This window comes from Streptomyces sp. NPDC033229, from assembly GCF_055576875.1.
The window spans coordinates 88901-96536 of sequence record NZ_JBVIQR010000031.1; the positions used below are offsets into that span (position 1 = coordinate 88901).

Annotated in this window: 10 protein-coding genes; 2 read left to right on the forward strand and 8 right to left on the reverse strand. The window is 68.2% G+C overall.

The features are described 5' to 3' along the window. The first annotated feature begins 311 nt into the window (after positions 1–311). The gene (locus ACZ53N_RS25495) at positions 312–1340 is read left to right on the forward strand and encodes an alpha/beta hydrolase (protein WP_469143107.1); all 1029 of its coding nucleotides are present in this window, start codon (positions 312–314) and stop codon (positions 1338–1340) included. Here ACZ53N_RS25495 and ACZ53N_RS25500 read toward each other — a convergent pair. The 8 genes from ACZ53N_RS25500 to ACZ53N_RS25535 all read right to left on the reverse strand — a co-directional run bounded on the left by ACZ53N_RS25500 (position 1303) and on the right by ACZ53N_RS25535 (position 7381). Next, positions 1303–2229 (reverse strand): YihY/virulence factor BrkB family protein, encoded by a 927-nt coding sequence (locus tag ACZ53N_RS25500; RefSeq protein ID WP_469143108.1) that lies wholly within the window; start codon positions 2227–2229, stop codon positions 1303–1305. The two genes, ACZ53N_RS25495 and ACZ53N_RS25500, sit on opposite strands and share 38 nt — an antisense overlap. Positions 2230–2312: 83 nt before the next feature. Then, positions 2313–2624, reverse strand: coding sequence for an SCO5918 family protein (locus ACZ53N_RS25505; RefSeq protein WP_469143109.1), 312 nt, complete (start codon positions 2622–2624; stop codon positions 2313–2315). Between the two features lie 38 nt (positions 2625–2662). Further along, a complete protein-coding gene (locus ACZ53N_RS25510) occupies positions 2663–3061 on the reverse strand; it encodes a CBS domain-containing protein (protein ID WP_469143110.1) in 399 nt (132 codons plus the stop codon). Between the two features lie 275 nt (positions 3062–3336). Further along, positions 3337–4848: a DEAD/DEAH box helicase gene (locus ACZ53N_RS25515; protein WP_469143111.1), complete on the reverse strand. Its 1512-nt coding sequence runs from the start codon at positions 4846–4848 to the stop codon at positions 3337–3339. Positions 4849–5197: 349 nt separating this feature from the next. Continuing rightward, positions 5198–5401, reverse strand: coding sequence for a cold-shock protein (locus ACZ53N_RS25520; RefSeq protein WP_362221645.1), 204 nt, complete (start codon positions 5399–5401; stop codon positions 5198–5200). A 307-nt stretch (positions 5402–5708) separates the two neighbouring features. Further along, complete coding sequence (locus ACZ53N_RS25525) at positions 5709–5969, reverse strand: MerR family transcriptional regulator (RefSeq protein ID WP_469143122.1); 261 nt, start codon at positions 5967–5969, stop codon at positions 5709–5711. A 390-nt stretch (positions 5970–6359) separates the two neighbouring features. Next, positions 6360–6560, reverse strand: a complete 201-nt coding sequence (locus ACZ53N_RS25530) for a DUF397 domain-containing protein (protein WP_469143112.1) — start codon at positions 6558–6560, stop codon at positions 6360–6362. Further along, complete coding sequence (locus ACZ53N_RS25535; protein WP_469143113.1) at positions 6536–7381, reverse strand: helix-turn-helix domain-containing protein; 846 nt, start codon at positions 7379–7381, stop codon at positions 6536–6538. Before ACZ53N_RS25535 ends, ACZ53N_RS25530 begins: the two co-directional genes overlap by 25 nt. Here ACZ53N_RS25535 and ACZ53N_RS25540 point away from each other — a divergent pair. After that, the coding region (locus ACZ53N_RS25540) for a hypothetical protein (RefSeq protein WP_469143114.1) at positions 7368–7636 on the forward strand (269 nt) is incomplete at its 3' end. The genes ACZ53N_RS25535 and ACZ53N_RS25540 overlap by 14 nt on opposite strands.

A 7636-nucleotide genomic window follows, 5' to 3' on the forward strand; every position in this document is an offset into this window, starting at 1 on the left:
GCGGCTCTGACCTGGGGCATCAGCATTTGGAGCCGGCATCGGCACAAATCACCGCCGAAACCGCCGTCCGGACGACGGACGACCGACAGCCGTTTTGGGTTGGTTTGTATGCCTGTGGAAATTTTCACCGCGCGGATCGGGAACGCGACGGCCTGATTCAGCCATCCCCTAGGGCACATCAGGTTGTCATGAGCCCTCCTCCAAGGGCCGCCGAACCATGCGGAGCGACGCGGATGACGTATTCACCTTCTGGCCACCACACGCCCCACGGGCGCCGCCGGCCGTCCCGCGCCAGGCGGTGGATCATCGTCGTGGCGTCCGTGGTCACGCTCGGGCTGATCGCCTGGCCCGTGATGAGCCACTACGAGATACCCCCCTTCACGGACAAGGGCGACCCCGTGAGCTACGGCGAGGTCGCGCCGCAGACCCCGGACGGCAAGGGCGGTGGCCAGGAGCCCGCGAAGGACTCCCCGGTCCTGATGCCGACCGGCCCGCAGGCCAAGTTCAAGAACGCCCGGACCCTCAAGGACGGCTCCCACGTCAGCCTCGTCACCCTGGACGGCAAGAAGTCCGGCTTCAAGGGCAAGGTCTGGGTCTGGGCACCCAAGGAGTACACGGACGACCCGAAGTACGCCAAGCACGGCTTCCCCGTCATGATCGCCCTGCCCGGCGGACCCGGCTTCGGCACCAACTACTGGTGGGCCGGCTTCAACTTCCAGGAGAACATGGCCAAGTGGTACAAGGAGGGCAAGAGCAAGCCCTTCCTCCTCGCCATGCCGGTCCTGAACCCCGGCCCCGACGACAAGGGCGTCTACTGGGACGGCAGTGACATCCCCGGTCAGCCGAAGATGGGCACCTGGCTGACGGAAGACGTCCCGGACCTGATGAAGGCCAACTTCCGAACGATCAAGTCGCGTGACGGCTGGGCGTTCATGGGTTCGTCCACCGGTGGGTTCGCGGGCCTCAAGGCCGTTCTGAAGCACCCGGACAAGTTCAAGGCCGCCATTGCCAACGGTCCGGACTTCGTCCCCGACTCCCCACTCTGGCGCGGCCACGAGAAGGAGCAGCGGGAGAACACCCCCGCGGTGCTGGCCAAGCAGCTGATCGACACCAAGGGGCCGGACGTCTATCTCGCCTTCCAGGTCGGTACGCGGGAGGGCGCGGCGACCATGAAGGGCGTGAAGGACTTCATGGCCCAGTCCGGCAAGGGCCCGGTCCACACCTACCTGCGCCCGATCGAGGGCGGCAGGCACGACGGCGCTTCGTACGCGCCGAACCTGGGCCTCGGGCCCATCCAGTGGATCAGTGAGCAGATTTCGGGCCCGATTCCGGCTTCCTGACGTCAGGCGTTACGTACTGCTGTTTGGCCAGCTCGGCGTTGAACTGGGCCCCGAGCAGCAGCACCAGGTTGGCGATCCACAGCCACACCAGGAACACCACCGCCCCCGCCAGCGAGCCGTACAGGCGGGGGTAGGTCCCGGCGTGGGACACGTAGAGGGCGAAGCCGGCCGAGGAGGCCAGCCACAGCAGGACGGCCAGCGCCCCGCCGGGGGCCATGCGCCGCACGGGCCGGGCCTGGGCGGGGCCGGAGCGGTAGAGCACCAGCACCAGGGTCACGGCGATGACCAGGAGGACGGGCCACCGCAGGGCGTCCCAGACGGTGACCGGCCCGCTGCCGAGGTGCAGTGCCTCACCGAGCCTGCGGGCGAGTCCGCTGGTCAGGACGAGCGCCAGGGCGCTGACGACGAGCAGCACCACCAGCACCAGGGCCGTCAGGACGATGCGCGGCGCGGTGCGCAGCACCGGCCGGTCGCTGTCGGTGCGTTCCATGGCGTAGACGGCGCGGCGGAAGACGCTCAGATAGCTGCTTCCCGACCACAGGGCGCCGATCGCGCCGAAGGTCGTCAGCAGCCAGGCCGCCGAGTGCTGCCCGGCCATCTCCAGCAGTGTGGAGCGCAGCAGCTCGCGGCTCTGAGCGGGTACGACGTCGGTGATGTCGTCGATCAGCCCGGTGGTGGAGGCCGGCTGGGAGAGGCCGAAGACGGACAGGATGACGAGCATCACCGGGAACAGGGCCAGCACGGTGTAGTACGTCAGCGCGGCGGCCCAGTCGGTGATGTTGTCGTCCCACGCGGTGACCGGCGTGCGCCGCAAGGCCGTCGCGTACGTGTCGTACCAGGCCCGGCGGGTGCGGCCGGACCGTTGCGAACGGTCGCTGTGACGTCCCATGGCCACCACCTTCGGAAGTCGCTTGTCCCCTGAAGGTCGGCTACCCCCGAGCCGCCACCGCGCACGCGTCGGGCGTACGTGCGTTACGCGGCGGCCGGTGCGCCCAGCAGGGCGGACGCGTTCTGCATGGGGCTGAGCTTCCGCGCCGGTACGAGCGTGGGGGTCGCGACGTCGCAGGTGAAGCCGAGGCGGGTCAGCGCCCGGGTGACCTCGCCGGCGGTGAAGTCGCGGCGGTCCTGCCGGGTGATCACTTCGCCGACCTGCTTGACGGGGTAGGCGCGGCGGCCGATCTTCACGGAATCACCCGTGACGGGCTCGGGCTTGATGCCCTTCATCGAGGCCTGGACGTCACTCTTGACCAGGTCGAAGGGGAAACGGGCGATGACACAACGCATGGTGCCTCCAGGGGAGGAGAGGGGTCGTGCGAGAGGGTTCAGCGCGACAGGGTGAGGATGCCGAGGGCGTAGCCGTCCCCGTCGATCACGGGTGAGGCGTCCAGCGCCCGGTCACGCAGTGCGCGTTCCGCGTGGGGCAGCGGCGCGTCCGAGGCCGTGAAGGGCCCCCGGTCGTAGCCGACGTCCCGCAGGCGGGTGCTTTCGGTGTACCAGGAGCCGCTGCGGTGCGCGGTGAGCTGCTCCCGGGTGACGAGCCCGGCACACCGGCCGTCGTCGTCCCGAACCAGAAGGTGCCCGACCCCGGCGCCGATGAGAACGGACAGGGCCAGGTCGACGACCATGTCTTCACCGACTTGCGGACCGGGTGAGGCCATGGCGTCACCCGCCGTCGAAGTGGTGCTGTCCGTCAGTATCGGTTCCGCCAGAATCAGGCTCAAAGGACACCTTCGTGTTCGAGGTCAGAGGACGGCAATTCAGCCCGTCCGGCGTTTGAGGACGCGCCCGCAGGGCGCTCGCCGCCGCAGGCGGCAACGACTGCCCGCGCCGGGCGGCTGAGCTCAGCCAAATCCAGCCTGTCCGGCGTACACCGGTCCGCGCCGGGCGGCTGAGGCCAGCCAAATCCAGCCCGTCCGGCGTTTGAGGACGCGCCCGCAGGGCGCTCGCCGCCGCAGGCGGCAACGACTGCCCGCAGCCGAAGAGCCGCCGGCCAGGCCTACGCGGCGCTACTCGCCGAAGGCATCCGGTGCGAGCCGGAGCGAGCCTGGGCAGAGGCGGCGGAGCGACGGGCCTGCGCCGGCCGACTCCGCTGCCCCCGCGACGAAGACCCCCGCCGCTTGGACCGCTCGGCCACCGGCGCGGAGATCGTCACCGGCACGCCCGACGGCGCCTGCGCACCCGTAATCCGGCTCAGTTCCGCCTCACCCGACCGCACCTGCGCCGACTGCGGGGTGATGCCGGCGTCGGCCATGAGGCGGGTCATGTCGCGGCGCTGGTTGGGCAGCACCAGAGTGACGACACTGCCGGACTCACCGGCGCGAGCGGTACGTCCGCCACGGTGGAGGTAGTCCTTGTGGTCGCTCGGCGGGTCGACGTTGACGACCAGGTCGAGGTTGTCGACGTGAATACCGCGGGCGGCGACGTTGGTGGCCACGAGCGCCGTGACGTGCCCGGTCTTGAACTGGGCGAGCGTCCGCGTCCGCTGGGGCTGCGACTTCCCCCCGTGCAGCGCCGCCGCCCGCACCCCGGAGTTGAGGAGGTGGGTGGTGAGCTGGTCCACGGCGTGCTTGGTGTCGAGGAACATGATCACCCGCCCGTCGCGGGCTGCGATCTCGGTGGTCGTGGCGTACTTGTCCGCGCCGTGCACGTGCAGCACGTGGTGCTCCATCGTCGTCACCGCACCGGCGGAGGGGTCGACGGAGTGCACGACCGGGTCGTGGAGGTAGCGGCGGACCAGCAGGTCGACGTTGCGGTCCAGGGTCGCGGAGAACAGCATGCGCTGTCCGTCGGGGCGGACCTGGTCGAGGAGCTCGGTGACCTGGGGCATGAAGCCCATGTCGGCCATCTGGTCGGCCTCGTCCAGGACGGTGATGTTCACCCGGTCCAGACGGCAGTCGCCGCGCTCGATGAGGTCCTTGAGCCGCCCCGGGGTGGCCACGACGACCTCGCTGCCGCCACGCAGCGCGCTGGCCTGCCGACCGATCGACATCCCGCCGACGACGGTGGCAAGGCGCAGCTTCAAGGCGCGGGCGTACGGGGTGAGCGCGTCCGTGACCTGCTGGGCAAGCTCACGGGTGGGAACGAGCACCAGGGCGAGGGGCTGCCTCGGCTCGGCGCGCAGTCCGGCGGTACGGGCCAGCAGCGCCAGCCCGAAGGCGAGGGTCTTGCCGGAACCGGTACGGCCACGACCGAGCACATCCCGGCCCGCCAACGAGTTCGGCAACGTCGCACCCTGAATCGGGAACGGAACGGTCATGCCCAGGGAGCCGAGCGCCGCCAGCAGGGGAGCGGGCATGTCCAGCTCGGCGAACGTCGTGACGGCGGGCAGACCCGGAGTCGTCCCGACGGGGAGCGCGAACTCACCCTGACGGGCTGCGGGCCGACGGCCGTAGCCACCGGAACGGCCGGAGCCGCCGGAACCCTGCGAACGGAAATTACGGCCGCCGCCTGCGGAACCGCTCTTCGCGGTACGGGCGTAACGGTCGTTTGAACGTACTGTGCGGTTCATGTGAACCTTCCTCGATACGGCACGTATCGAGGAATTCCCAGCGGCAATAACCGCATCACGGGGAATCGCAAGAACGAACCGTAGAAAAGGCGGCAGCGAGGCCCGATTATTAAAAGATCGGCCGTCGTCGGCGCTCTGTGATGACCGCTGCGCGCGGACCGTTGTGGTCCGGGCCGGTCAAGGGAACTCGGGCGGGATCGCTGTCCGGCCGGGGAGTTTTAGGCGGTTATGTCCGCCGGGTGGTGCGGGGGGCCGCAGTGCCGCTCGTCGGCGGTCGGGCCCGGGAAATGCAACGAGCTGGGGCCCGCACCCAAGGTGCGGGCCCCAGCTACGTCATGCGTCAGCGCGATTAGGCGGGGACGATGTTCTCCGCCTGCGGGCCCTTCTGGCCCTGCGTGACGTCGAAGTTCACCTTCTGGCCTTCCTGCAGCTCGCGGAAGCCGGAGGACGCGATGTTCGAGTAGTGGGCGAACACGTCAGCGCCGCCACCGTCCTGCTCGATGAAGCCGAAGCCCTTTTCCGCGTTGAACCACTTCACGGTGCCAGTAGCCATGTCATATCTCCTTCGGGGGTGCGGGGACCCGCACTGTGCCGGTCCCGCGTCGCCGCGATGATTACCCCGTCCGGAGAACAAACGCCGGAAAAGCAAAAGCGCTCCTGCCGACGTAAAGCCGACAGGGGCACTTGAAGTCTGGGAACCACAACTGCAACTGAAATCAACAGTAGCACGGTGCCAGCGGCCGGGCACAAGAAGTAATTTCACTCCGCCCGCTGTCCCATAAACCCTCACCGTGCGCGGCGCCAATTTCTGTGCTTGCGGAAATAGATATTCGCAGTCACCGGCTCCCGTCCTCGGTCGGTCAGCCGGCCGGGGCCCGGCGCAGCTCCTCGTTGATCCGCTGGGCCTCTTCGAGCTGGTCCTCAAGGATCACGATGCGGCAGGCGGCCTCGATGGGGGTGCCGGAGTCGACAAGCTCACGGGCGCGGGCCGCGATGCGCAGCTGGTAGCGGGAGTAGCGGCGGTGCCCGCCCTCGGAGCGCAGTGGGGTGATCAGTCGCGCTTCACCGATGGCCCGGAGGAAGCCGGGGGTCGCCCCGATCATCTCGGCCGCACGGCCCATCGTGTACGCGGGATAGTCGTCGTCGTCGAGACGGTCGATGGTGGACAGTTTGGTCTCAGCTTGCACTGGCACCTCTGCTTTCGGGAACGCGTCGAGGGGCCCTGGTGCCGTACGGCACCAGGGCCCCGATGAAACCAGCGCCACTCGCCGGCGCCGGACACATACTCTGCGGCCCCTGCCGGGCCGCCCGACCCGGCAGCCAGCCTCGGGACCTTCCTGCACTTCCCGGCCCCGGGGCTCCACTGCCGTGCCATACAACATGCGCGCCAGTTCGTGTCTGCCGCGCCGTCTGACTTCCTTGGCTACGTGAAAAACATAGCGCCCGACGTCCGAGGATGTCTACCGCAACGGCGATAGATTTTCGTGCGTCGCGGGCGAGGCGGTTCCGCGTCAGCGGTTCAGGGCGGTGACGAAGGCGGCCCAGGCCGTGGCGGGGAGGGCCAGGGCTGGGCCGTGGGGTCGCTTGCTGTCCCGGACGAGGACGGTGCCGGGTATGTTGTCGGCGATCTCGACACAGTCGCCGCCTTCGACGCCGGTGTAACTGCTCTTGCGCCAGATGGCGATGCTCAGGTTGGGTCGAGTGGCGAGCATGGGTACTTCTCCTCCATCACTGTGCTGATCAAATCCACAGACGCGACTGGCGATAGAGCGTTTGCCTGGACGCGATCGTAGACAGTTGCGTACTTGGCAACCTCTTCAGGCTCTTCGATGAGGGCACCGGCCCGGATTCCCTCCGTGTACGCCACCTCGTCTCCCTTGGGGAGAGTCAGCAGGGTCAGTGAGCCGGTCACTGCGGCTGGTTCCGTGTTGTCGAACGGGAGGACCTGCACGTGGATGCGTGGCCGCTCGGTCAGGGCCAAGAGGTGTGCCAGCTGCCCCCGCATGACCTCGCGACTGCCGATGACCCGGTACAGCGCGGCCTCGTCCAGGACGATCCACAGCCATGGAGGTTCCGGCCTGTCGAGCGTGGCCTGTCGCTCTAGACGGGTGGAGACCTTCGCCTCCAGACTCCCCTCGCCGTAGATCTCCCCAGCTTGGAACAGGGCCCGTAGGTATCCCTCTGTCTGGGTCAGTCCCGGAATGAGCTGCGAGAACTTGTACATCCTCGTCGCTTTGGCTTCGCACTCGATGAACTGCTGGGACCACTTTGGATAGGGCGGCACGTAGCCGATGTGCTCCCAGAGGTCGCACAGATCGCCGTCCGCGCCGAGGACTTCGTCCAAGGCGTTGGACAACTGTCTAGGGAGGGACTCCGCCCCCAGCTCGATCTTCGCGATCCGGCTGTGCGTGACGTGGACCTTCTCGCCCAGCTCGCGCTGGGTCCACCCGGCGCGGATACGAAGCTTGCGGACCTTCTTGCCGTAGAGGGCGGCGAGGGAGGTCGTTGGATCAAGTTCCTTGGGTGCGGGCATCGTTCCTCTCTTTTTCGATAAAAAACGTCTCAAGCCATTACCCCTGGTCACCGTACTGCTACGGACCGATGCTCGTAAGGAAAAGCCGAGTCAGGGCATACGGAGGTGGGACGTGGTGATGTCGTACCGGGAAGGTGCGTACGTGGTGGATACGCGCAACGGGACGTTCGCGCAGGTGATGGGGCGGGTGGGGCCTCGGGTGCAGGTGCGGCGGCCTGGGGGTGGTCGGGAGTGGGAGGTGCCGCCGACCGCGTT

Excerpts from the sequence above, each read along its gene's own strand:
- ACZ53N_RS25500 (WP_469143108.1), bottom strand. The coding sequence starts at position 2,229 with ATGGGACGTCACAGCGACCGTTCGCAACGGTCCGGCCGCACCCGCCGG.
- ACZ53N_RS25505 (WP_469143109.1), bottom strand. The coding sequence starts at position 2,624 with ATGCGTTGTGTCATCGCCCGTTTCCCCTTCGACCTGGTCAAGAGTGAC.
- ACZ53N_RS25515 (WP_469143111.1), bottom strand. The coding sequence starts at position 4,848 with ATGAACCGCACAGTACGTTCAAACGACCGTTACGCCCGTACCGCGAAG.
- ACZ53N_RS25520 (WP_362221645.1), bottom strand. The coding sequence starts at position 5,401 with ATGGCTACTGGCACCGTGAAGTGGTTCAACGCGGAAAAGGGCTTCGGC.
- ACZ53N_RS25525 (WP_469143122.1), bottom strand. The coding sequence starts at position 5,969 with ATGGGCCGTGCGGCCGAGATGATCGGGGCGACCCCCGGCTTCCTCCGG.
- ACZ53N_RS25530 (WP_469143112.1), bottom strand. The coding sequence starts at position 6,560 with ATGCTCGCCACTCGACCCAACCTGAGCATCGCCATCTGGCGCAAGAGC.
- ACZ53N_RS25535 (WP_469143113.1), bottom strand. The coding sequence starts at position 7,381 with ATGCCCGCACCCAAGGAACTTGATCCAACGACCTCCCTCGCCGCCCTC.